This is a genomic window from Stenotrophomonas sp. RIT-551, assembly GCF_026241915.1.
Classification (GTDB): domain Bacteria; phylum Pseudomonadota; class Gammaproteobacteria; order Xanthomonadales; family Xanthomonadaceae; genus Stenotrophomonas; species Stenotrophomonas bentonitica_A.
On record NZ_JAPJIU010000021.1, the window covers coordinates 14,239 to 36,489 of the forward strand.

General features: G+C 67.5%; 21 protein-coding genes. 12 read left to right on the top strand and 9 right to left on the bottom strand.

The genetic code is table 11. The features are described 5' to 3' along the window. Window positions 1-121: 121 nt before the first annotated feature. The 7 genes from ORK51_RS16950 (at window position 122) to ORK51_RS16980 (ending at window position 6,676) form a co-directional block, all read left to right on the top strand. On the top strand, window positions 122-541 hold the full coding sequence (locus ORK51_RS16950) for a YciI family protein (RefSeq protein WP_019185730.1): 420 nt from the start codon (window positions 122-124) through the stop codon (window positions 539-541). Between the two features lie 27 nt (window positions 542-568). Continuing rightward, window positions 569-991: a VOC family protein gene (locus ORK51_RS16955; RefSeq protein WP_266086039.1), complete on the top strand. Its 423-nt coding sequence runs from the start codon at window positions 569-571 to the stop codon at window positions 989-991. Between the two features lie 70 nt (window positions 992-1,061). Then, entirely contained in the window at window positions 1,062-2,315 is a 1,254-nt protein-coding gene (locus ORK51_RS16960; protein ID WP_266086041.1) for an RNA polymerase sigma factor, read from the top strand. A gap of 69 nt (window positions 2,316-2,384) precedes the next feature. After that, window positions 2,385-4,034: a M28 family metallopeptidase gene (locus ORK51_RS16965; protein ID WP_266086043.1), complete on the top strand. Its 1,650-nt coding sequence runs from the start codon at window positions 2,385-2,387 to the stop codon at window positions 4,032-4,034. A gap of 245 nt (window positions 4,035-4,279) precedes the next feature. Beyond that, complete coding sequence (locus ORK51_RS16970) at window positions 4,280-5,539, top strand: sensor histidine kinase (protein WP_261997624.1); 1,260 nt, start codon at window positions 4,280-4,282, stop codon at window positions 5,537-5,539. After that, entirely contained in the window at window positions 5,529-6,302 is a 774-nt protein-coding gene (locus ORK51_RS16975) for a LytR/AlgR family response regulator transcription factor (RefSeq protein ID WP_019185736.1), read from the top strand. The genes ORK51_RS16970 and ORK51_RS16975 overlap by 11 nt, the downstream gene beginning before the upstream one ends. 29 nt (window positions 6,303-6,331) lie before the next feature. Next, the gene (locus ORK51_RS16980; RefSeq protein ID WP_266086047.1) at window positions 6,332-6,676 is read left to right on the top strand and encodes a hypothetical protein; all 345 of its coding nucleotides are present in this window, start codon (window positions 6,332-6,334) and stop codon (window positions 6,674-6,676) included. Window positions 6,677-6,715: 39 nt separating this feature from the next. On the opposite strand, the gene ORK51_RS16985 is transcribed toward ORK51_RS16980, so the two are convergent. Further along, entirely contained in the window at window positions 6,716-7,330 is a 615-nt protein-coding gene (locus ORK51_RS16985) for a hypothetical protein (RefSeq protein WP_026070179.1), read from the bottom strand. 317 nt (window positions 7,331-7,647) lie between these two features. Between ORK51_RS16985 and ORK51_RS16990 the strand changes: the two genes are divergently transcribed. Continuing rightward, window positions 7,648-8,565: an oxygenase MpaB family protein gene (locus ORK51_RS16990; RefSeq protein ID WP_026070180.1), complete on the top strand. Its 918-nt coding sequence runs from the start codon at window positions 7,648-7,650 to the stop codon at window positions 8,563-8,565. 131 nt (window positions 8,566-8,696) lie between these two features. Here the strand turns inward: ORK51_RS16990 and ORK51_RS16995 are convergent, their stop codons facing one another. Continuing rightward, window positions 8,697-10,817 (bottom strand): M13 family metallopeptidase, encoded by a 2,121-nt coding sequence (locus ORK51_RS16995; protein WP_266086050.1) that lies wholly within the window; start codon window positions 10,815-10,817, stop codon window positions 8,697-8,699. 304 nt (window positions 10,818-11,121) lie between these two features. Between ORK51_RS16995 and ORK51_RS17000 the strand changes: the two genes are divergently transcribed. Beyond that, window positions 11,122-14,070, top strand: a complete 2,949-nt coding sequence (locus tag ORK51_RS17000; protein ID WP_266086052.1) for a bifunctional diguanylate cyclase/phosphodiesterase — start codon at window positions 11,122-11,124, stop codon at window positions 14,068-14,070. A 36-nt stretch (window positions 14,071-14,106) separates the two neighbouring features. On the opposite strand, the gene ORK51_RS17005 is transcribed toward ORK51_RS17000, so the two are convergent. Next, window positions 14,107-14,988, bottom strand: a complete 882-nt coding sequence (locus tag ORK51_RS17005; protein ID WP_266086054.1) for a LysR family transcriptional regulator — start codon at window positions 14,986-14,988, stop codon at window positions 14,107-14,109. A gap of 111 nt (window positions 14,989-15,099) precedes the next feature. Between ORK51_RS17005 and ORK51_RS17010 the strand changes: the two genes are divergently transcribed. Together ORK51_RS17010 and ORK51_RS17015 are read left to right on the top strand one after the other, a co-directional pair. Continuing rightward, window positions 15,100-15,909 carry a dioxygenase family protein gene (locus ORK51_RS17010; RefSeq protein ID WP_266086056.1) on the top strand — a complete coding sequence of 270 codons (810 nt, stop codon included), beginning with the start codon at window positions 15,100-15,102 and terminating at the stop codon, window positions 15,907-15,909. 131 nt (window positions 15,910-16,040) lie between these two features. Continuing rightward, entirely contained in the window at window positions 16,041-17,684 is a 1,644-nt protein-coding gene (locus ORK51_RS17015; RefSeq protein WP_070426533.1) for a Na+/H+ antiporter, read from the top strand. A 144-nt stretch (window positions 17,685-17,828) separates the two neighbouring features. On the opposite strand, the gene ORK51_RS17020 is transcribed toward ORK51_RS17015, so the two are convergent. Beyond that, a complete protein-coding gene (locus tag ORK51_RS17020) occupies window positions 17,829-18,080 on the bottom strand; it encodes a DUF3297 family protein (protein ID WP_266086059.1) in 252 nt (83 codons plus the stop codon). 136 nt (window positions 18,081-18,216) lie between these two features. Here ORK51_RS17020 and ORK51_RS17025 point away from each other — a divergent pair, with 136 nt between their 5' ends. Continuing rightward, the gene (locus ORK51_RS17025; RefSeq protein ID WP_019185746.1) at window positions 18,217-18,759 is read left to right on the top strand and encodes a DUF6630 family protein; all 543 of its coding nucleotides are present in this window, start codon (window positions 18,217-18,219) and stop codon (window positions 18,757-18,759) included. 42 nt (window positions 18,760-18,801) lie between these two features. Here ORK51_RS17025 and ORK51_RS17030 read toward each other — a convergent pair whose 3' ends face one another. The 5 genes from ORK51_RS17030 to msrB form a co-directional block, all read right to left on the bottom strand. Next, on the bottom strand, window positions 18,802-19,077 hold the full coding sequence (locus tag ORK51_RS17030; protein WP_019185747.1) for a DUF4031 domain-containing protein: 276 nt from the start codon (window positions 19,075-19,077) through the stop codon (window positions 18,802-18,804). Between the two features lie 14 nt (window positions 19,078-19,091). Continuing rightward, entirely contained in the window at window positions 19,092-19,604 is a 513-nt protein-coding gene (locus ORK51_RS17035) for a hypothetical protein (RefSeq protein ID WP_019185748.1), read from the bottom strand. 103 nt (window positions 19,605-19,707) lie between these two features. After that, a complete protein-coding gene (motB, locus tag ORK51_RS17040) occupies window positions 19,708-20,655 on the bottom strand; it encodes a flagellar motor protein MotB (RefSeq protein WP_046272907.1) in 948 nt (315 codons plus the stop codon). Between the two features lie 9 nt (window positions 20,656-20,664). Beyond that, a complete protein-coding gene (gene motA, locus ORK51_RS17045) occupies window positions 20,665-21,519 on the bottom strand; it encodes a flagellar motor stator protein MotA (RefSeq protein WP_019185750.1) in 855 nt (284 codons plus the stop codon). A 91-nt stretch (window positions 21,520-21,610) separates the two neighbouring features. After that, complete coding sequence (gene msrB / locus ORK51_RS17050; RefSeq protein WP_019185751.1) at window positions 21,611-22,078, bottom strand: peptide-methionine (R)-S-oxide reductase MsrB; 468 nt, start codon at window positions 22,076-22,078, stop codon at window positions 21,611-21,613. Window positions 22,079-22,251 lie beyond the last annotated feature (173 nt).

Consider the following 22,251-nt stretch of genomic DNA (forward strand, 5'->3'; position numbering starts at 1 on the left):
GCCGCAGCGCGGCCTGTTCAGCGACGAAAAAATAGTTCGTCGTGCGTGTCGATTTCCATCCCCTTGGCACGTTGTATCCAGTGAACGGCCCGGGTTCCGGGCTGCCACACAGGAGCACCCCGTGAAAGTCATGGTACTGGTCAAGGCAACCGCCGCCACCGAGGCCGGTCAATTGCCGACCGAGCAGGAAATCCGCGCGATGGGCGCGTACAACGAGCAGTTGGTCCAGGCCGGGATCATGCTGGCCGGCGAGGGCCTGCACCCGACCTCGCGCGCCCGCCGCGTGGCCTTCGGCAGCGAGCCGCCGCGGGTGATCGATGGGCCGTTCGCCGAAACCCGCGAGCTGGTCTGCGGGTTCTGGCTGTGGCAGGTGCGCTCGCTGGATGAGGCCACTGAATGGCTCAAGCGCGCACCGTTCGCTGCCGGGGATGTGGTCGAGCTGCGGCCGATCCTCAGTGCCGAGGATTTCGGCGCGGCCTTCACTCCCGAATTGCAGGCGCAGGAACAGCGTCTGCGCGACCAGATCGGCACCGCCGATTGATTCCCCCCCCACCCCTGGAGCACTCCCATGAAACTGATTCCGTTCCTCGGCTTCAACGGCAAGACCCATGAGGCCATGGCCTTCTACGCGCAGGTACTTGGCGGCAAGGTCAGCTCGGAGATGAAGTACCGCGACATGCCGCCCATGGAAAGCCAGGAGGGCTGTGGCGAGATGCCGCCGGAGACGTTGGACCATGTCGCGCACAGCCAGCTGGAAGTGGGGTCGGCGATCCTGATGGCCGCCGATGGCCCGTCTTCCGACGGGCAGGGCAGTACCACGATCAACATCGATGTGGATTCGATCGAGGAGGCCGAGCGCGTGTTCAACGCGCTGGCCGACGGTGGCGAGATCAAGATGCCGATCACCGAAACCTTCTGGGCCCACCGTTGGGGCTTTCTGATCGACCGTTATGGCAAGCCGTGGATGGTCAACTGCATGAAGCAGCCTTGATCTGGGCCGGCGTGATGGCACCCCCTCGCGCGGCTTGTCCCCGCGCCGTACCGGTGGTTTGATCAGCCGCATGGACACGGCACTGACGCAACGACTGGAGACGATCTGGCGCATGGAGTCGCCAGTGGTGACCGCCCGCCTGACCCGCCTGCTCGGCGGCGATGTCGGCCGTGCCGAAGAGCTGGTCCAGGACACCTGGCTGGCCGCGCTGGAGCGCTGGCCGAGCCAGGGCGTGCCGGACAATCCCGGAGCGTGGCTGATGACCACTGCGCGCAACCGCGCCATCGATGTGCTGCGCCAGCACCAGCGCGTCGCCGGACAGCACGCGCAGTTCGGCAGTGAGCTGGAGCCGCTGCCGCTGCCGGCGCCGGACGACAGTGACGCGCTGGAAGACGACATCGGCGATGACCTGCTGCGGTTGATGTTCGTTGCCTGTCATCCGGTGCTGGCCGCCGACGCGCGTGTTGCGCTGACGCTACGGCTGCTCGGCGGCCTGACCACCGATGAGATCGCACGCGCGTTCCTCGCGCCGGAGCCCACCATCGCCCAGCGCATCGTGCGCGCCAAACGCACGTTGGCACAGAAGCAGGTCCCGTTCGAAGTGCCGCGCCAGGCAGCACTGCCGGACCGCTTGGCCTCGGTACTGGAGGTGGTCTACCTGATCTTCAACGAAGGCTATGCGGCCAGTGCCGGCGATGACTGGATGCGCCCGGCCCTGTGCGACGAAGCACTGCGGCTCGGCCGCGTATTGGCCAGCCGCCTGCCGGCCTGGCCGCAGGTGCACGGGCTGCTCGCCTTGATGGAACTGCAGGCATCGCGCACCGCCGCACGTACGGATGCGACGGGCACACCGATCCTGCTGCCCGACCAGGACCGCACGCGCTGGGACTGGTTGCAGATCGCCCGTGGCCAGGCCGCCCTGCAGCAGGCGGTGGCACTCTTTGGCGGTGACGATCCCTATGCATTGCAGGCGGCCATCGCCGAGTGCCACGCACGCGCGCGCCGTGCCGACGACACCGACTGGGCGCGGATGACCGCGCTGTACGCACGGCTGGCACAGCGCCAGCCCTCGCCGGTGGTGGCGTTGAACCATGCGGTGGCGCTGTCGCGGGCCCAGGGCGCGGCGGCCGCGTGGCCGCTGGTCGATGCGCTCGGTGACGATGCGCGGCTGCGCGACTATGCGCCGCTGGCTGCGGTGCAGGGCGACCTGCTGGCCCAGCTGGGGCGGCACGCCGAAGCACGGGCGGCATTCCAGCGTGCGGCCGCGCTGACCGCCAATGCGCGTGAGAAGGCGATGCTGCTGGCCCGTGCGGCAGCCGTGTAGACCGGCACTGCACTGCGCGGCGGCTCTGGCCTACACTCGGGCGATTGTCGGTCAGTCATGAGGTGCAGCGTGAAGCGTGTGGTAATCAGCCTGTTGGCGTTGTCGGTGTCGTCGGCCTTGATGGCCGCCACCCCCAAATTCGATGGCGCGCGGATCTCCGCCGACGTCAAGGAACTGGCATCGGACGCCTACGAAGGCCGCTCGCCGGCCACTGCCGGTGAAGAGAAGACCATCGCCTTCCTGAGCAAACAGTTCGCGGCGGCGGGCCTGCAGCCGGGCGGCGACCTCAAGGACGGCAAGCGCCTGTGGACCCAGGCCGTGCCGCTGCTCAAGGGCGATATCGTCGGCACCCCGAGCCTGTCGTTGAGCAGCAAGGGCAAGCCCCAGACGCTGAGCCAGGGCAAGGAAATCGCCGTGCGCGCCGCGATGAACGGTGCCAGCGCGGTGGACATCAAGAACGCGCCGCTGGTCTTCCTCGGCTACGGCGTCAAGGCCGCCGAGCGCAACTGGGACGATTTCAAGGGCGTGGACCTGAAGGGCAAGATCGCCGTCGTGCTGATCAACGATCCGGACTTCGAAAGCGGCCAGGGCGACTTCGACGGCAAGGGCATGACCTACTACGGCCGCTGGACCTACAAGTACGAAGAAGGTGCGCGCCAGGGTGCCCTCGGCGTGCTGATCGTGCACGAGACCGCGCCGGCCTCGTACGGCTGGGCCACCGTGGCCGGCTCCAACACCAACACCATGTTCGATGTGGTCCGCGACAACCCGGCCGAGGCGCATCCGCTGCTGGAAGGCTGGATCCAGCGAGATCTGGCGGTGGAGCTGTTCAAGCGTTCGGGCTTGGATTTCGAGGCGCTCAAGAAGCAGGCGCAGACCCGTGATTTCAAGCCGGTGGAGCTGAAGGGCGAGACCTTCTCGGCCAACTACGCGGTCAAGACCGAGGTGATCACCTCGCACAACGTGGCCGCGCGCCTGGAAGGCAGCAAGCATCCTGACGAGACGGTGATCTACAGCGCCCACTGGGACCACATCGGCGTGGGCAAGCCGGACGCGAACGGTGACACCATCTTCAACGGTGCGCTGGACAACGCCAGCGGCACCGCCTCGCTGATCGAACTGGCCCGTGGCTTCGCCAAGGGCAAGCGCCCGGAGCGGTCGGTGCTGTTCCTGGCCGTGACCGCCGAGGAAAAGGGCCTGCTGGGCTCGGAGTACTACGCCACCCACCCGCTGTACCCGCTGGGCAAGACCGTTGCGCTGATCAACATGGACGGCATGGCGCCCTTCAGCCCCTCGCGTGACTTCGGCATCTACGGCTCGGCCAAGCTGGAACTGCTGGACCAGCTCAAGGACGTCGCCAAGGGCTGGGACATCCGCTACACGCCGGACCCGAAGCCGGAAGCCGGCCTGTTCTTCCGCTCCGATCACTTCCCGTTCGCCAAGCGTGGCGTGCCGGCAGTGTCGTACTCGGCGGGCCAGGACTGGGTGGAGGGGGGCGTGGCGGCCGGCAAGGCCGCTTCGGATGACTACACCGCCAAGCGCTATCACCAGCAGGGCGACGAGTGGCAGCCGGACTGGACCTTCGCCGGTGCCTCGCGCGATCTGGAAGTGCTGTACACGCTGGGCAACCAGCTGGCCAACTCGCGCGCCTGGCCGAACTGGAGCGAAGACTCCCAGTTCCGCGCCCCGCGTGACGCCAGCGCCGCCGAGCGGAAATAAGACGCGTCCGGCCGGCACGCCGGCCGGACCCCCCGTCGTAGAGCCACGCCATGCGTGGCTTCGCGGTCTCGAACCCAGACGTAGAGCCACGCCATGCGTGGCTTCGCGGTTCCGGAAGAAGGCCAGCCACCCATGGGGTGGCTCTACACCGCTTCGTTCCACCATTCCCCGCCTTCGTCGCATGCCGCTTGTTCCCGCTGGCGGCAGGGCTATGCTCGCCTCACTCCCTATGTGATGACGCCGCCGTGTTCGCCAGCCTCTCCCTGATTTTCCGCATCCTGTTGGCCTGGGCCGCCGCCATCGTGGTGGCGGGGTTTGTCTGGAGTGGCTTCTTCCATGGCATGGACGAAGGCCCCGGCTGGGTGTTCGGCCTGCTGGCCCTGTTCGTGATGGTGACCGCCCTGGGCAGCTGCATCGCCCATATCCGGCGCGTGCAGCACGTCGCCGGGCGCCTGGACGCGGCCACCCTGTCCAGCCGCCAGCGCCGCCAGATCGAGGTGCCGATGGACGCCGGCCCGGCCTTTGCCCTGGTGGAAGCCGCCATCGCCGAGCTGCCACGCGTGGAAGACATCGAAAGTGCACCGGGCAGCCTGCAGGTGCGTGCCTACGTGCGCCGCGTGGATCCCTACAACGGCCGCCCGCCGTCCCGCTGGAACCTGCCTGCGCGGCTGGCGATCAAGCGCAACAGCGTGCTCGCCACCGTGACGCCGGGGCAGGGCACCAGCAGCGTGACCCTGCTGTTCGAGCCCGATGCCGGGGTCTGGGCCGATCTGCTGGCGGTGGACGAAGGCAGCAACCATGAGAACGCCGAAGCGGTCGGCCGTGCGATCACCCGCCGGGTGGCCGAGCAGCGCCGCGACGAACAGGCCGCCGCCGAACAGACCGCGACCGAGAAGGAACTGTCGGTGGCCAGACTCAACCTGCTGCACGCCCAGGTCGAGCCGCACTTCCTCTACAACACGCTGGCCAACGCGCAGGTGCTGACCCGGACCGATCCGCCGCGCGCCGACCAGATGCTCGGGCACCTGATCCAGTACCTGCGCAGCTCGCTGCCCAGCGTGGAGGAATCGATGTCGACCCTGGGCGTGGAGCTGGAGCGCACCCAGGCCTACCTGGAAATCCTCAAGATCCGCATGGGCGCCCGCTTGGCCCTGCAGGTGGACGTGCCCCCGGCCCTGCTCAGCCTGCCGCTGCCCTCGATGGCGCTGCAGACCCTGGTCGAGAACGCGATCAAACACGGCCTGGAACCCAAACCCGGCGGCGGCACGGTGTGGATCATCGCGCGCGCCTTCGAGGACCATGTCACCCTCACCGTGGCCGACGACGGCCTCGGGTTCGGGCAGGGCACCAGTGGTACCGGGATCGGCCTGAAGAACCTGCGCGAACGCCTGCGCCTGACCTGCGGTGAGCACGCTGGCGTGGCGATCGTGTCCAATTTCCCCACCGGCGTGGCAGCGACGATCACCCTGCCGCGCGATGCCCGCGAGGCGATCCATGCAGCTTGACGCCCTCATTGCCGAAGACGAAGACCTGCTGCGCCAGTCGCTGGTGGCACAGCTGCAGCGGTTGTGGCCGGAGCTGCGGCTGGTGGCCGAATGCGAGGATGGTGCCAGCGCGCTGGAGCGCCTGGCCGAGCTGAAGCCGGACCTGGCCCTGCTCGACATCCGCATGCCCGGCATCACCGGCATCGAGGTGGCCCGCGCGCTGCCGGAGATCAGCCCGCGCACCCAGGTGGTGTTCGTCACCGCCTACGACCAGTATGCGATCGACGCCTTCGAACAGGGCGCGATCGACTACCTGCTCAAGCCGGTCAGCGATGAGCGCTTGCTGGCCACGCGCGAGCGGATCCTGGCGCGCATGCAGTTGGGCCGCCCGGACAGCGGCATGCTCGAGCAGCTGCTGCAGCGCCTCGGCAATCAGCCCGCCGCCGCCTCAAGCGCGCCGCCTTTGGCCTGGATCACCGCCAGCAACGGCCGCGACACGCAGCTGATCATGCTCGAAGATGTGATCTACTTCCGTGCGGACAGCAAATACACCACGGTGGTGACCGAGCAGGGCGAAAGCCTGCTGCGCACCTCGCTGCGTGAACTGCTGGATGCGCTCGATCCGCAACGGTTCCGCCAGATCCACCGCTCCACCATCGTGAACATGAAGGCGGTCGCCGCAGTCACACGCGACGACACCGGCCGCGGCCAGCTGCGCTTGAAGCACCGCACCGAAGTGCTCAACGTCAGCCAGCCCTTCATGAGCCTGTTCCGCGGGATGTAACGCGCCTTTCCTTTCGTCTGGAGCCTGCCATGCGTACCGCCGTTGTCGCCAGTCTCTGCGTGTTGATGCTGGCGGCCTGCCAGCAATCGAACAACACCTCCGTCACCCGCATCCGCGCCAACGGCGTGGATACGCTGTACAGCAAAACCACGGTCGACAACGGCGTGGCCAACTTCGACTGCATCGCCAGCAGCAGCGGCCGCTGCCATTACCTGGTGCTGGATGCGCGCTGCACGAAGGACACCGACTGCCCCTATCCGCCGCTGCACCGGTTGGCGGTGGCGGTGGGCAAGACGGAGCAGATGGCCGGGCTCCCGGCCGGCTTCAAGCACTGTGTCAGCGCCGTCCAGAAAGAACAATGCCACCGTGAGTGATCACGGTGGCATCGTGGCTCCCCCCGCTTTTCAGTAGGGTCAGAACGCGGGCTGCAGATGCAGGTTGGTGCCGTTGGGCTGCTCGCCGACATGATTGAGCTGGCCCACCAGTTCGGTGTGCTGCTTCATCCGGCCGATCTCGCGCATGATGCGGATGTCCTCGTGGCGCAGCTCGCGCTTGGCGCTCACCGCCTGCTTGTAATCCAGGACTTCCGGATAGTGCTGGGCCATGTCCAGCGCCTCGGCCACGCATTCGACCGTATCGGCATCGGAGGTGATCCGGGCGCGGCTGTTGAAGGCCTTCATCCAGCGCTCGAAGCCGGCGGTGTGATCGAACATGTTGGCCATGAACCAGATCACGAACAGGATCGACACCCATGAACCGAACACGATCACCACGCGGGTGAAGGTGATATGGAAGTCATCCTTCCACAGGTAGTTGCTGATCAGGCCGAGGATGAGCAGGGAGGACGCCTGCCAGCCCACGATCGAGGCCATCAGCCACTGGCCCTTGGCTTTGGCCAGTACCGCGACTTCTTCGCGGATCTGCTGTTCACTCTTGTTACGCCAATGCGCGACCTGTTTTTCGAACGGGCTGCTGTACAGCTCGTTGTCCTGCAACAGCAGACCCAAACCTTTGAACAAAGCGATCATGACGAGCTCCTTCTGGAACGTGCGGCAGCGCATTGGACGACGTTGTGGCGTATCCAGTTCTAGCACTTTCACGGCGCTTGGCAATGGGCAAAGCGCAAAGATCCGGCGCCATTTCTGCCTGAATGGGCAATCTCGCAGCGGATTTGCGCACTGCGGCACGTAAGTCGCCGGGTAAATACGGCTCGGACGGCGGCTTCCATGCTGCATCTGCACATTGCGCAGACCCTGGCGGGCACCCGCCTCGCCAGCCCCATCGGTATCACGCAGAATTGACGCATCCGCGCGAAATGCCGGTCCGCTCGCCCTCGGTACTGCTGATGTCCTCCCTGCTGCGCTCGCTTGCCCGCCCTGCCACCGCCCCCATTCGCCGCTGGGTGCTGGGCGCCTTCCCCCGCGGCCAGAGCGGGATCGACTACGACCACCCGCTGGGCGACCCCGGCTGGTTCGGCCCCGACAGCATCACCTGGCGGGTGCATGCCGAGTTTCCCGGCATGCTCGCCGGCGGCCTGTGCGCCCTGATGCTGCAGACCCTGCATCCATTGGCACTGGCCGGGGTGTACGACCACTCGAACTTCCGCGATGACCTGGTCGGCCGCCTGCGCCGCACCACCGCGTTCGTCGCTGGAACCACCTACGCACCCACCGCGGAAGTGGAGGCGTTGATCGCCAAGGTGACCCGCATCCATGCACAGGTGCGCGGTCACACCGCTGATGGCCGCGCGTATTCCGCCGACGATCCCGCGCTGCTCACCTGGGTGCACGTCACTGAAGCGTACGGTTTCCTGCAGGGCTGCCGACGCTATTGCCGGGACGTGCCTACGGCGGTCGCCGACCAGTACTACCGTGAGTACAAGCGCGTGGCCGAGGCGCTTGGCGCTGTAGACGTTCCCGCGTCGGAAGCGGAGGTGGATGCGTACTTCGCGCGTCAGCAATCGCAGCTGGTGTTCGATGCGCGCTCGCGCGAGGTGCTGGCGGTGCTGTCAGGCATCCGCCTGCCGGTGCCGATGGCAGGTCTCTCGCGCGAGCTGTTCCTCGGTGCCGGTGCAGCGCTGCTGCCGGACTGGGCGACTGCGATGATCCAGCGCACGCCGATGCAGCGTGCGCAGTCGCGGGCATCGGCGGTGATGCTCAAAGGCATGGCGCCGTTGTTCCGGCGTGCGCTGCAGGATGGGCTGGCGACGCGGGCGTGCACGCGGATGGGTGTGTCGGCTGGGGTGCTTGCTGATTGGCCTTGAAGCGGCAAGTGCCCTGTGTCCGCTGGATGGGTCGGGCACGCACAGGCTTCCGGGACCCGCTGCTCCACAGCGAAAAAAAACGGGCGCCGAAGCGCCCGTTCTCTCATCTCAGCAACGTGCGGTGACGCACATCACCACACCTTGACCCGCTTCTCCGGCGCCAGATACAGCTTCTGGCCTTCCTTCACCTCGAAGGCCGGATACCACGCATCCAGATTGCGCACCGTCAACGCACGGAACTGACCCGGCGCATGCACATTGGTCAACAGCGAATTGCGCAGCGCCTGCTCACGCGCCTTGCTCCGCCACGCCTGCGCAAAGCCCAGGAAGAACCGCTGATCCGGCGTGAAGCCTTCCAGCGTCTGGCCCGGCTTGCCCTGCAGCGACAACTGATACGCATCGTAGGCCGTCGAAAGACCTGCCACGTCCGCAATGTTTTCGCCCAGCGTCAGACGACCATTCACCGATACCCCCGGGAACGGGCTGTAGCTGCTGAACTGCGCCGCCAGTGCATCGCCGGCCGCGTTGAACTTCTTCAGATCTTCCGCCGTCCACCAGTTCTGCAGCTTGCCCGTCTCATCGAACAGCGCACCGGCATTGTCGAAACCGTGGCTGATCTCATGGCCGATCACCGCACCGATCGCACCGTAATTCACCGCATCGTCGGCCGCGCCATCGAAGAACGGCGGCTGCAGGATCGCGGCCGGGAACACCAGGCGGTTTTCCAGCGGCACGTTCATCGCATTGATGGTCTGCGGCAGCATCGCCCACTCGCTGTGATCCACCGGCTTGCCCAGCTTGGCGATGTTGCGGCGGTACTCGAACAGCTCCGCACGCTCGGCATTGCCCAGCGCGTCATCACGCTTGATCTCAAGACCGGTGTAGTCGCGCCACTTGTCCGGGTAGCCCATGCCCACGGTCAGGCCATCCACCTTGGCCTTGGCACGCGCCTTGGTCTGCGGCGACATCCACTCCAGCGCATCGATGCGCTTGGCGAACGCGGCGATGATGTTCTTGGCCATCGCGTCCGCGCGCGCCTTGGTGGCCGGATCGAAATGACGTTCGACGTACAGCTTGCCGATCGCTTCGCCCACGGCATGGTTGCTGTCATCCACCGCACGCTTCCAGCGCTCGCTCTGCTGCGGGGTGCCGTTGAGCGTGGTGCCGTGGAAGGCGAAGCGCGCATCGGCGAACGACTTGGGCAGGTACGGCGCGGCGCGGTCCAGCGCATGGAAGGCCAGGTAGTCCTTCCAGACCTCCAGCGGCTCGGTGGCGACCAGGCGCGAGATGCCCGCGACGGCCTTGGGCTGCCACACGATGAAGTCCTGCTGGGCGTCCAGCCCGGCCGAGGCCAGGAACGCGTTCCAGTCCATGCCCGGGGCCTTGGCGCTCAGGTCGGCCTGCTTCCAGGCATTGGCGCCCTTGGCGACGTCGTTGGTGTCTTCCTGGGTGGCGTGGGCCTGGGCGATCCTGGTCTCCAGCGCGAGGATGCGCTGCGCCTTGGCGGCCGGATCGGCGACGCCGGCCAGCTGCAGGACCTGGGCGATGTAGGCCTGGTACTGCTTGCGGATCTCGGCCATGCGGCCGCCCTGCAGGTAGAAGTCGCGGTCCGGCAGGCCCAGGCCGCCCTGCACCAGGTACGGCGCGGTGCGGTCCGGCTGCAGCAGATCCACCGAGACCCACACGCCGAACAGGCGGTCGGTGTAGAAGTTGGTGGCGTTGAGCAGGTCCACGTCGGCGCGCAGCGTGCCGCCGAGCGCGGTGGCCAGCGCGGCCTTGTCGTTGATGCCGGCGATGGCGTCCAGTTCCGGTTTGACCGGGGCGACGCCGCGCGACTCGATGCCGCTCTCGTCCATGAAGGCGGCGTAGTAATCGCCGATCAGCTTGGCCTCGCCCTCGGCCTTGGTGTCGGCCGCGGCGCCTTCGAGGATCGCGCGGGTGTCGGCCAGGGTCTTTTCGGAGATGACGTTGAAGCTGCCGTAGCTGGAACGGTCGGCCGGGATCTCGGTGTTCTTGACCCAGGTACCGTTGGCGAAGCCGAAGAAGTCATCGCCGGCGGCCACGCTGCGGTCCATGCCGGCGGCGTCGAAGCCGAAGCTGCCCAGCTGCGGCTTGGGCGCGGCCGGTTCGGCCGGGGTGGTCTCGGGGGCGGACGCGGCCGGTGCAGTGGCCTCGCGGTCGCAGGCGGCCAGGCTCAGCGACAGGCTGGCGGCAATGGCGAGCATCAGGGTGGGGCGGCGCAGCTTGGACATTGAGCTTCTCAGCAACGGAAACACCCAAGTCTAATCCCGTACCGGGCGCGCGGTTATGCCGGCTTCGGCGGCATCGGGTACCGGGTGTGCCGGTCTTCCGGGTTCACTGATGTGAACCCTGGCCGCGGTGCTTCCCGTGCCGTACGCGCTGGTGCATGCTGGGGCCTGCACGGATTCCGCGGGCGCCGGCTGGCCGGTGTGACGAGCAAGGCGTCAAGAATCCCGGGCAGCGGCCGCTCAGGTTTGGGGAAACCAGGAAGCGTTTACAGATGAAGTCAGCCTGTCGTTCGGGAAAAGGGTTGCGATGCCCGCGTTGAACCGTGCCCTGGCACGGCCACTGCGGACGTTCGTGTGGCTCGGGGTATCCCTGGGCGTGCTGCTGGGCGCCGGGCTGGTGGCGACGCTGCTCAATGACTGCCAGCGCCGGCAGGAAGCCGCGCAGCGCCAGAGCTCGGCGCTGGCCACCGGCGCCCAGCGCCTGCTGCGGCTGGAACTGCGCAACCTGGAGCGGGTGATGCAGGGCATCTCCCGCGATGGCGCGCTGCTCTTCCAGCGGGTGCCGGCGCAGGCACCGGACCTGCTCGATGCCAGCATCGCCGGGGCGCTGCAGCGGCATGCCGAACTGCACAGCATCGTGGTGGTCGACCAGTACGGGCGGGCCCTGACCAGTGGCAGCGGCGACCTGCAACTGCCGCTGTGGGCGGTGGATGGCAATCGCGGCCTGGGCAGCCAGATTTTCCTCGGGCCGCCGCAGGCGCTGGATGCCGCGCACTGGATCCTGCCGCTGGCGCTGCCGATGGGCGGTGACCGCTGGCTGTTGGCACGGCTGCGCACGGCGGAACTGCAGGCCATCATCGGCGGCATGGATACCGGCGATGCCGGGGTGGTCTCGATCACCGACCCGCATGGCTACGTGCTGGCGCGCAGCCCGGATCCCGGCGCCGTGGCGGGGCGTCGCTTCGGGCTGGCCAAGCGCGAGCTGCTGCGCCGCGACGCACTGACCCCGCTGGGCACCGAGACCAGTGCCGTGGATGGCATCGAGCGCATTTCCAGCCTGAGCACGCTGGCCCAGTACCCGCTGGCGGTCTACGCCGGACTCGGCCGGCGCGATGTGCTGGCGGCCTGGTGGCCGTATGTGCAGGCCTCGATCGGGGTCTACCTGCTGTACTGGGCGCTGTTTGCCGCGGTGTATGTCAGCCTGCGCCGCGCCACCCGCGACCAGGACAGCCTGAGCGAGGAACTGCGCACCGGCCATGCCGAGCTGCGCATGGCCCACCAGGTCGGCAAGGTGTGTACCTGGTACGTGGACGAGGATGCCTGCCTGCTGCGCTGGTCGCCGCTGGCCCGTGAGATCTTCGGCATCGACATCGAGAGCCTGCCCGTCGCGGATTTCTTCGCGCGCGTGCACCACGACGACACCGCGCGCATGCAGCAGGCCTTCGATGCCGCCTTTGCCGGCAGCGGCGTGCTCGATGAGATGTTCCGCCTGGTGCTGCCGGGTGGCGCGACCCGCTGGGTTGCCGCGCGCGGCCAGCGCGTGGCGGTGGTGGACCGCCAGCGCCGCATGATCGGTGCGTTGACCGATGTCAGCGAGCGGGTCGATGCGCTGGCCCGGGTGCAGCAGGCCGAGCGCCAGTTCCGGCTGCTGTTCGACCGCAATCCGGCGCCGTTCTGGGTGTTCGATCCGGACACGCTGCGCTTTCTGGAGGTCAACGAAGCGGCAGTGCGCCAGTACGGCTACAGCCGCGACGAGTTCCTGGCGATGAGCATCCTGGACATCCGCCCACGCGAGGGTTGGGAGGAGATCCGCGGGGCGATCGCGCAGGCGCGCATCGGCGACGTGCAGGATGCGCAGGTCCGCCTGCACCAGCGCAAGGACGGCAGCGTCTTTGAAGTGCGTGCGCATCTGGCGCGGCTGGATTTCGATGGCCGCCAGGCCTGCCTGGTGCTGGCCGAGGACGTGAGCGAGCGTTTGGCCTACGAGCGCGATCTGGCGTACCACGCCACCCACAACCCGGCGACCGGTCTGCTCAATACGCGCGCGCTGGCCGCGCAGCTGGATGAAGAGGGGGGCGCCTACACGATTGCCTACGTGCAGTTCCGCGGCCTGCAGCTGGTCTCGGACACGCTCGGCCGCGAGGTCGGCGACGTGGTGCTGCAGGCGATGGCCAAGCGCCTGGGCGGGCTCGGCGTGCGCTACGGGCTGCTGGCGTTCCAGCCCGCCGAGGATTTCATCTTCGCCATCCGCGACGACCATCAGCGCCAGACCGCGCTGGACACCCTGGTGCAGACTGTTTCCGAACCGGTGCGGGGGCAGGATTGGCTGCACCAGTTCGAGCCGCGCATCGGTGTCGCGGTGAAGGCCGGCGACGATGCCAGCACCGCCGAACAGGTGATTGGCATGGCCGCGCAGGCCGCCCACGCGGCGCGCGACGAAGGCAACGTCATCGCCTGGTACGACGCGACCGTCAGTTCTCGCCTGGCCGAGCGGCTGCGCCTGGCCGGCCGCATCCACAGTGCGATCGACACCGAGTTCGAGCTGTATTACCAGCCGATCTGCCACGCCAGCGACGGCAGCCCGGCCGCGCTGGAAGCCCTGCTGCGCTGGCCCCAGGCCGATGGCAGTTTCATTCCGCCCGGCGAGTTCATCCAGCTGTGCGAAGACACCGGTCTGATTCTCGCCCTGGGCCGCTGGGTGATCCGCGCCGCGGCGCAGGCACAGCGGCAGCTGGTCGACGCGGGCTGGGACCTGCCGATCGCGGTGAATGTCTCGGCAGTGCAGTTCTTCAACAGCGACCTGGTGGCCGAGTTCACCCGCGCCAGCCACGAATTCGGGCTGGCCCGTGGTGCGCTGCAGGTCGAGCTGACCGAAAGCAGCCTGATGCGCAAGCCGGGCCAGGCCAAACAGACCATGCAGCGCCTGCACGAGCAGGGCATCTGCATTTCGCTGGATGATTTCGGCACCGGCTATTCCAACATGTCCTACCTGCAGCACCTGCCGCTGGACATCCTCAAGATCGACCGCAGCTTCGTCGCCGACGTGGAAACCAACCCGCGCAACGCCTCGATCTGCCGCGCGCTGCTGTCACTGGGGCACAGCATGGGGCTGACCATCATCGCCGAGGGCGTGGAAACCCCGGGCCAGCTGCAGTGGCTGGCCGCGCATGGCTGCGACCAGGTGCAGGGCTATCTGCTCGGCCGGCCGATGCCGTTGGCCAGGGTGATCGCGCAGCTGGATTCGGTGGAGGCCTAGCGCCGGGCGGTGTCTGGTGGCGGGGGCCGCGCGCCATCACGCCAGGGCGTCCACCAGGTAATCGATGAAACTGCGCACCTTAGGGGCCAGGTGGCTGCGGCTGGTGTATACCGCATGGATGCCGATGCCCGGCACCTGCCACTCGGGCAGGACGCGCTCCAGCCGCCCATCGGCGAGCGCGTCGGCGACCAGGAAATCCGGCTGCACGATGATGCCCATCCCGGCGATCGCGGCCTCGCGCAGCACATCGCCGTTGTTGGCACGCACACCGCCGTGCACGGGCACCGAGACCTCCCCGCGCGGACCGTGCAACTGCCATGCATCGCCGCCGGCCCAGTAGCTGTAGCTCAGGCACTCGTGCGCGGACAGGTCTTCCGGCTGCTGCGGGCGGCCGTGCGCGTCCAGGTACGACGGCGCGGCGCACAGGCTGATCTGTGCGTCGCCCAGCTTGCGCGCGATCAGGGCCGGGCTGGGCTGGCGGGTGATGCGGATGGCCACGTCATAGCCTTCTTCGACCATGTCCACCAAGCGGTCGGACAGCGACAGGTCCAGTTCCACCTGCGGGTAGCGCGCGCGGTAACCGGCCAGCAGCGGGCCCAGGCGGGCGATGCCATAGCTCACCGGCGCGTTGATCCGCAGCCGCCCCGAGGGCTCCAGCGCCTGCGCGCTGATGCCGGCTTCCAGCGCATCGAACTCGGCCAGCAGCCGCACGCACTCGGCGTAGTAGGCCGCGCCCGTGCTCGTGGGGCTCACGCGGCGGGTCGTACGGTTGAGCAGCCGGGTCGAGAGGCGCTTTTCCAGCGCCGCGATCTGCCGGGTCACCCCGGCGGTGGACAGGTCCAGGGCCTGCGCGGCGGCACTGAAGCCATTGCGCTCGACCACGGCGACAAACACACGCATGGCGTCCAGAGTGTCCATTGTTTCTTTTTCCGAAATAAACAGCGTCGATGCATCGTATTTATTGGCCGATCTGTCCGCAATACGCTGATCTGCAGATCGACCCGTTGGGTCCTGCCATTGGAGTCCGCGATGTCCCGCTTGCCGTCCCTTTATATCTCCCATGGCTCGCCGATGACCGCACTCCATCCCGGTCTGGTGGGCGAGCGCCTGGCCGCGCTGGCGGCGCGCCTGCCGCGCCCGCGCGCGATCGTGATGGCCTCGGCGCACTGGCTGACCCATCAGCCGGCGGTGGGTGGACATGCCCAGCCGCCCACCCTTCACGATTTCGGCGGTTTCCCGCAGGCACTGTTCGACCTGCAGTATCCGGCCCCGGGCGAGCCCGCGCTGGCGCAGGAGGTCGCGCAGCGGCTGGGCGCTGCCGGTCTGCCGGCCGCGATCGATCCGCAGCGCGGTCTCGATCACGGTGCATGGGTGCCGCTGCGGTTCCTGTATCCGCAGGCGGACATCCCGGTGGTGCCGCTGGCGATCCAGCCACTGCTCGGGCCGGCCCACCAGCTCGCGCTGGGGCGCGCGCTGGCGCCGCTGCGCGAGCAGGGCGTGCTGTTGATCGGCTCGGGCAGCATCACCCACAACCTGCACGATTGGCGCAGCTACGCGGATGGCAAGGAGGCGCCTTATGTGCGGCCCTTCATCGAATGGGTCGAGCAGCGCCTGGCCGCCGATGACAGCGCCGCGTTGATCGATTACCGCCGCCAGGCCCCGCACGCGGTGCAGGCGCACCCCAGCGACGAGCACCTGCAGCCGCTGCACTTCGCGATGGGCGCCGCCGGTGGCGAAGCGCTCGGTGCGCAGCGCATCGATGCCGGGATCGATGCCGGCTTCCTGGCGATGGACATCTATCGCTTCGATGGCGCCGACGCGCAGCAGCGCGCCGCATGAGGGGCCTGCTGTCCGCCGACTGAGCCTGCCGCGCCCCGCGCATTCGCGTGGCGGCGCACGTGTGGTACGTTTTTTCCTGTTTCCGGCGCCGGCTGTCCGCAGCCTCCCCCGCGCTGCTTACTGGAAAATGCATGCATACCATTGAAGTCGTTCTGGCGATGCTGGTGGCGGTGGTCGCCAGCGGCTACCTGGTCCGCGTATTGCCGTTGTCGCTGCCGTTGCCGCTGGTGCAGATCGGGCTGGGCGCGGTCATTGCCGGGGTGTTCAACCGCGGCCACGCGCTCGAGCCGGAGATGTTCTTCCTGCTGTTCCTGCCGCCGCTGCTGTTCCTGGATGGCTGGCGCATCCCCAAGCAGGGCCTGTTCCGCGACAAGGGCGTAATCCTGGAACTGGCCTTCGGGCTGGTCGTATTCACCGTGATCGGTGCCGGTTTCCTGATCCACTGGATGATCCCGGTGATGCCGCTGGCGGTGGCCTTCGCGCTGGCGGCGATCATCTCTCCGACCGACCCGGTGGCGGTCAGCTCGATCGCCTCGCGCGCGCCGATTCCCAAGCGGCTGATGCACATCCTGGAAGGCGAGTCGCTGCTCAACGATGCGTCCGGCCTGGTCTGTTTCCGCTTCGCGGTGGCGGCGGTGATGACCGGGACCTTCTCGCTGGCGAATGCCTCGCTGACCTTCCTGTGGGTGGCGGTGGCCGGACTGGCGATCGGCGTGGCGGTGACGCTGGGCGTGTCCACCTTCCAGCGCTGGCTGTGGCGGCGCTTCGGCGAGGAGCCGGGTGCGGCGCTGCTGGTCAACCTGCTGATCCCGTTCGCGGCCTACCTGCTGGCCGAAGAACTCAATGCGTCGGGCATTCTCTCGGCGGTCGCCGCGGGTGTCACGATGAGCTACGTGGAGCTTACCGGCCGCGTCTCGGGCAGCATGCGCGTGCAGCGCACGGCGGTCTGGAACATGCTGCAGTTCAGCTTCAACGGGATCATGTTCGTGCTGCTGGGCGAACAGTTGCCGGGCATCGTGGAACGCGCGATCAAGACCGTCAGCGAGAGCGGGCACCACAGTGCGTGGTGGCTGCTGGTCTATGTGGTGGTGATCAATCTGGCGCTGGTGCTGCTGCGCCTGGCCTGGGTGTGGCTGTCGCTGCGCTGGAGCCTGCTGCGTGCGCGCCATCGGGGCGAGGCCCGGCAGGGCACCTCCTGGCGGATCGTGGTGGCGACCTCGGTGGCGGGCGTGCGCGGTGCGATCACCCTGGCCGGCGTGCTGACCCTGCCGTTGTTCCTGCCCGACGGCAGTGCCTTCCCGGCACGCGACCTGGTGATCTTCCTGGCCGCGGCGGTGATCCTGATTTCGCTGGTCGGTGCCAGCATCGCGCTGCCGCGCCTGCTCAAAGGCCTGGAACTGCCCGCCGATTCGGGCGAGCGCAAGGAAGAGGACTTGGCCCGCAAGCTGGCCGCCAAGGCGGCGCTGGCCGGCGTGGAGCGCACGCGCCAGCAGCTGGTGCAGAACCAGACCACCGAGAACGTGCAGCTCTACAACGACGCCGCCTCGCGGGTCAGCCTGCTGTACCAGCGCAACCTGGAGAAGGAAGCCGGGCCGGATGCGGATCCGGAGAAGGTCAAGCGCATGGAGCAGGGCTATCGCCAGCTGCGCACCGCGGGGCTGACCGCCGAGCGTGAAGAGCTGTTCCGCCTGACCCGGCGGGGCAAGATCTCCGATGAGATCTCGCGCAGGCTGATCCGCAATCTGGATCTGCTGGAGACGCGGCAACGCGATTGAGGCCGCACCGTGCCACGGGTAGAGCCACCCCATGGGTGGCTGCCCTTCGTCCCTGACGCGAGGGTTCCAATGGGTCCGCGCAGCCACCCGTGGGGTGGCTCTACCCCGCCACACGTGGATCAGACGTCTCCGGCAGACGTGGGATCAGGCGTCCGGCTTCTGATCCAGGAAGTAGGCCACCACGGTGCCCTTGACCTTGATCGTCATCGGGTTGCCGCGGCGGTCGCGGGCCTTGCCGGCCTGCACGCGGATCCAGCCTTCGCTGACCGAATATTCTTCAACGTTGTCGCGCTCGACATCGTTGAAACGGATGCCCACGCCGCGCTCCAGCGCAGCGGCATCGTGGAAGGGGCTGGACGGGTTGATCGCCAGGTGATCGGGAGGGGTATCGCTCATGGTCACAGGATGCTGACGACCACCAAGGCCGTCTTCTGCCGCACAGGATAAACCGCAGCGGGCCCCGCGCCGAATTTCGCTTCCTGCCAACGCCCTTGCACGGCAGAATGCGCCCCTGTCTCCAGGATTACCGGCCATGCCCGACAACAGCGATTATTTCGACTTCGAAGAAGAAGAGCGCGATTTCGACGAGGACGATTTCGAGGCGCGGATCTGGAATCTGTTCGTGCTGATCAACCCGGGCGATGAAGAACTGGCGCTGCAGCAGTTCAACCGCTGGCGCGAGGCGCTGCTGGAAAGCGGCGAGGGCATCGATGAGGACGCCGACTGGCTGCCGCCGATGATGGCCGCGATTGCCTGGCAGTCCGGGTTCGAGGTGGAGCGGGGCGATGCCGATGCGCTGATGTCGGCGGTGAACGAGCTGTCCGCGCGCTGGAACCTGCAGATCGACTGGGGCGGCGACCTGGACGATGAGGACTTCGCGGCGGAGGTGGATGCGCCGATGTTGATGACCACCGCCCACGACCGCCTGCGCGAGCACAACTACGCGCTGTGGAGCGTGGATACCGGCAATGACACGCTGGCCGGCTGGATGGCGCTCAACCGCGATGACGATGCGATGCTGGCGCTGTGCTCGCTGCTGGGCGTGGAAGTACGGCCGGGCAGCGATCCGTTCTGAGGGCGCGATTGCGGCCTGCGCATGCCGACCCACGGTCGGCAGCTACGCCTGATACTGGCTTCTTGCGTTGGCGATCACGGCTTTGACCCGTTCGCGGTCCGTATGTCGTGAGATGGCCTGTGCGCCCAGGGCGATCGCCTGCAGGCGCAGCGGGGCGGGCACGTCGTAGTGCGCGCCGCTGCGGCGGTTCTGGAACGCCCGCCGTGGAATCCCGAGCTGCGCCGCCATGGCGTGCAGCTCGGGCAGGGTGTCGGCCATCAGATGCGCCCAGCGCTCGCCGCGCCAGGGATGTACCGCATCGTCGATATAGACCGTCACCGGATCGCCGTGGCTCAGGCCTGCGGCTTGTCGTCGCTGGCGGCCGGGGCGGCGTCGGCGGCGGCATCGGTGCCGGCCTCGTCTGCGACCTTGGCGTCGTCGCCGGCGTCGGCAGCGGTTTCGGCGTCTTCGCCTTCCTCGCCTTCCACACCTTCAAACTCGGAGACCAGCTGGGCCAGGTACTCGTCGGCGGTCTTGCCTTCGTCGGCGGCCAGGTCGTCGATCAGCTGCTGCAGCTGGGTCGAGTACTCCAGGTTGACCTTGCGGCCTTCCTTTTCCTGGACGTTGGACAGGTGCTTGAGCATGGCCAGCATCGGCACCGGGTTGTCGGCGTTGCCCATGGTCTGGCCGCCGATGGCCAGCAGCCACTCGGTGCCCTGCAGGCCGATCGCGGCGACGACCTGGCCTTCTTCGTTGGTCAGCACGGCATGGTTCTGCACCGGCTGCTGGGCGTTGAGGCGGTTGATCGGGCGCTTGGGCTGCTGCTTCTTGCGCTTGTCGCGCTTGGCCTTGGACTGCTTGGACATGGGTGCGGTCTATCTACAAAAGGAAAGACCCATTGTAGTGCCGGCCGCTGGCCGGCTCCACGGATTCCCTGAATTCCCTCTGCTGCCGCCTTCGTCGCACCCCTCAGGGCGCGACAGCCGGCGCGAGCGTCGCCTGGATATCGGCATCGGCAGCGGTGGGCGACAGGGCCACTTCCTGCCCGGCGCCGGCCAAGGCTGCCGCTTCGGCTGCCTTGGTCATCACCACGATGCTGATCCGGCGGTTGATCGGGTTGTCCGGCTGCGTGCGGTCGAACAGCACCGAGGAGGACAGCCCGACCACCCGGGTCACCTTGTCCTCGGTCATGCCGCCATCAAGCAGCGCCCGCCGGGCGGCATTGGCGCGGTCGGCGCTGAGCTCCCAGTTGCTGTAGCCGTGGGCCGCGTTGTAGGCGGTGGTGTCGGTATGGCCGGTGATGCTGATCCGGTTCGGCACGTGGTTGATGAACTGCGACAGCTCGCGAAGGATCGCGCGCGTGTAGGGCTTGAGCGAGGCACTGCCCATGTCGAACATCGGCCGGTTCTGCTTGTCCACGATCTGGATGCGCAGGCCTTCCGGGGTGAGGTCGAGCAGCAGCTGATCCTTGAACGGTTCCAGCGCCTGGCTCTTGCTGATCGCTTCTTCCAACTCCTGCTTGAGCGCTTCGAGCTGGCGTTTCTCGCGCTCGCGCTCGTCCTGCTGCGGCACGGGCCGGGAGGCCTGCTGGTTCTGGAAGGGATCGTTGCTGTTGCCGCGCGAGATGTCGGTGGCGCCGCCCAGCTTGATCATCGAGGTGCTGGCGCCGCCCGGTCCGGCCATGCCCGGGGCCGGGGTGGAGCTGCTGCCGGCCAGCGGGCTGGGGTTGCGGAAGTATTCGGAGATCGCCGCGCGCTCGGGCTTGCTGGTGGCGGCCATCAGCCACAGCACCAGGAAGAAGGCCATCATCGCGGTCACGAAGTCGGCGTAGGCCACTTTCCAGGCACCACCATGGTGCGCGGCATGACCGGCCTTCTTGACCCGGCGGACGATGACGGTGGGTTTGGTCTCGGCCATGGCGCTGCCTTACTTGACCGTCTTGAGGTGCTGTTCGAACTCGCTGAAGCCCGGGCGCACGTTGGACGGCAGGGTCTTGCGGGCGAATTCCAGGGCGATCTTCGGGTTGTAGCCGCGCAGGCAGGCCAGCAGGGCGGTCTTGACCGATTCGTAGATGCGTGCGTCCTGTTCGGCGCGCGCTTCCACGGCCGAGGCCAGCGGGCCGACGAAGCCATAGGCCAGCAGGATGCCCAGGAAGGTGCCGACCAGGGCGCCGGCGACGTGCGCGCCGACTTCCGTGATTTCCCCGCCGATCGAGCCCATGGTGATCACGATGCCCAGCACCGCGGCGACGATGCCGAAGCCGGGCAGGCCGTCGGCGACCTTGTTGAGCACCGCGGCCGGCTGCATCGCCTCGCCATGGTGCTTCTCCAGCTCCAGCTCCAGCAGCGGCTCCAGCTCGTGCGGCTCGATGTTGCTGCCGATCATCAGGCGCAGGCAGTCGGTGATGAAATCGACCAGGTGGTGGTCGGCCTGCACCTTGGGGTAGTTGGCGAAGATGCTGCTTTCGGCCGGGCGCTCGACGTGGTCCTCCAGCGCCATGAATCCTTCGCGGCGGGCCTTGTTGAGCAGCTCATACAGCAGGCTGAGGACGTCGATGTAGTCCTGCTGCTTGTAGCGTGGCCCCTTGAACACGCCCACGGTGGCCGCCAGGGTCTGCTTCACGGTTTTTACCGGCGTGCCGACCAGGAACGCACCCAGCGCCGCACCGCCGATGATCACCAGTTCATAGGGCTGCCACAGCGCGCCGAGTTTGCCGTGCGCCCCGACGTAACCGCCGAGCACGCTGAGGATGACGACGAGAAGTCCAACGATGATGAGCATGGGGCCGACGCGGGAAGGGGATACCTCCATGTCGGCCCCTTCACACCCTTTCTGAAGGGGGGCGTTCGCTCGACGTCACACTTTCCCGGATTCAGCCTGCCGGGCCAGCCTCGGCACCACCGCGTTGCAGCGGGTCCGGATAGGCCTGCCCATTGGGGGTGAACGACAACGAGACCGAGTTCAGGCAGTGGCGTTCATGGGTCGGCGGCGGGCCATCGGGGAAGACATGGCCGAGATGGCTGTCACACCGTGCACAGACGATTTCGGTGCGGACCATGCCATGGCTGGCATCGCGGATCTCGCGGACATGGGCCGGATCGAAGGGAGCAAAGAAGCTCGGCCAGCCGGTGCCGGAGTCGAATTTGGTGCTGGAGCGGAACAGCGGCAGGCCGCACAACCGGCAGCCGTAGACCCCGTCCTGCTTGTTGTCCAGGAACACCCCGCAGAACGGCGCCTCGGTGCCGTGGTGCAGCAGGACACGCTGCTCATCGGCGCTGAGGCCGGCCACCAGGGCTTGGCGCTGGGCGTCGGTAGGTGGGGACAGGTCAAAAGCCGTCATAAAGGTTCCCTATTGGCATGGCAGTTAGATTGGGCTCTTGCCTCTCAAGGTACAAGCCGGCGTTCATGGTGCTGATACCCGTGCAGGTGCATGGTGAAGACCTGAACCGCCGCCGGGAGATCACCATGTACCGCCCACGCCGCCTTGCCGCTGCCCTGCTGGCGTTGCTCCCA